At 73.3% G+C, this 393-nt stretch carries 1 pseudogene; it reads right to left on the reverse strand.

The window, feature by feature from the left end:
• Window positions 1-393 (reverse strand): annotated as a pseudogene (locus FJ658_RS15830) (glycosyl hydrolase); the annotation flags it as partial.

The following is a 393-nucleotide window of genomic DNA, read 5'->3' on the forward strand; positions in this document are numbered from 1 at the left end:
GTCGAACCCGATCGGCACCTCGGGATGTCGTGGCAGCACGTGGTTGACGAACGAGTAGCAGCCGAAGAGCGCGGGGGCGTGATCGGCGTTCGGTCCGATCACCGCGATCGTGGGGGACGCCGCGAGGGGAAGGATCCCCCGGTTCTCGAGGAGCACGATCGACGCCTCGGCGACCTCGCGGGCGATCGCCCGGTGCTCCGGGCCGTCGAGTTCGAGCGGGCCCGGCTCGGGGAGCCCTCCACCGTCGAGCAGGCCGAGCTCAGCCTTCTGGACGAGCACCCGGCGCAGGGCGCGGTCGACGAGCTCGGGAGCGACCTCGCCGGAGGCGACGAGGTCGCGGAGCGGCTCGCGGTAGGCGGACCCCGTGGGCAGCTCGACGTCGATCCCGGCCGC

The organism is Schumannella sp. 10F1B-5-1 (assembly GCF_006517535.1).
Lineage (GTDB): Bacteria > Actinomycetota > Actinomycetes > Actinomycetales > Microbacteriaceae > Schumannella.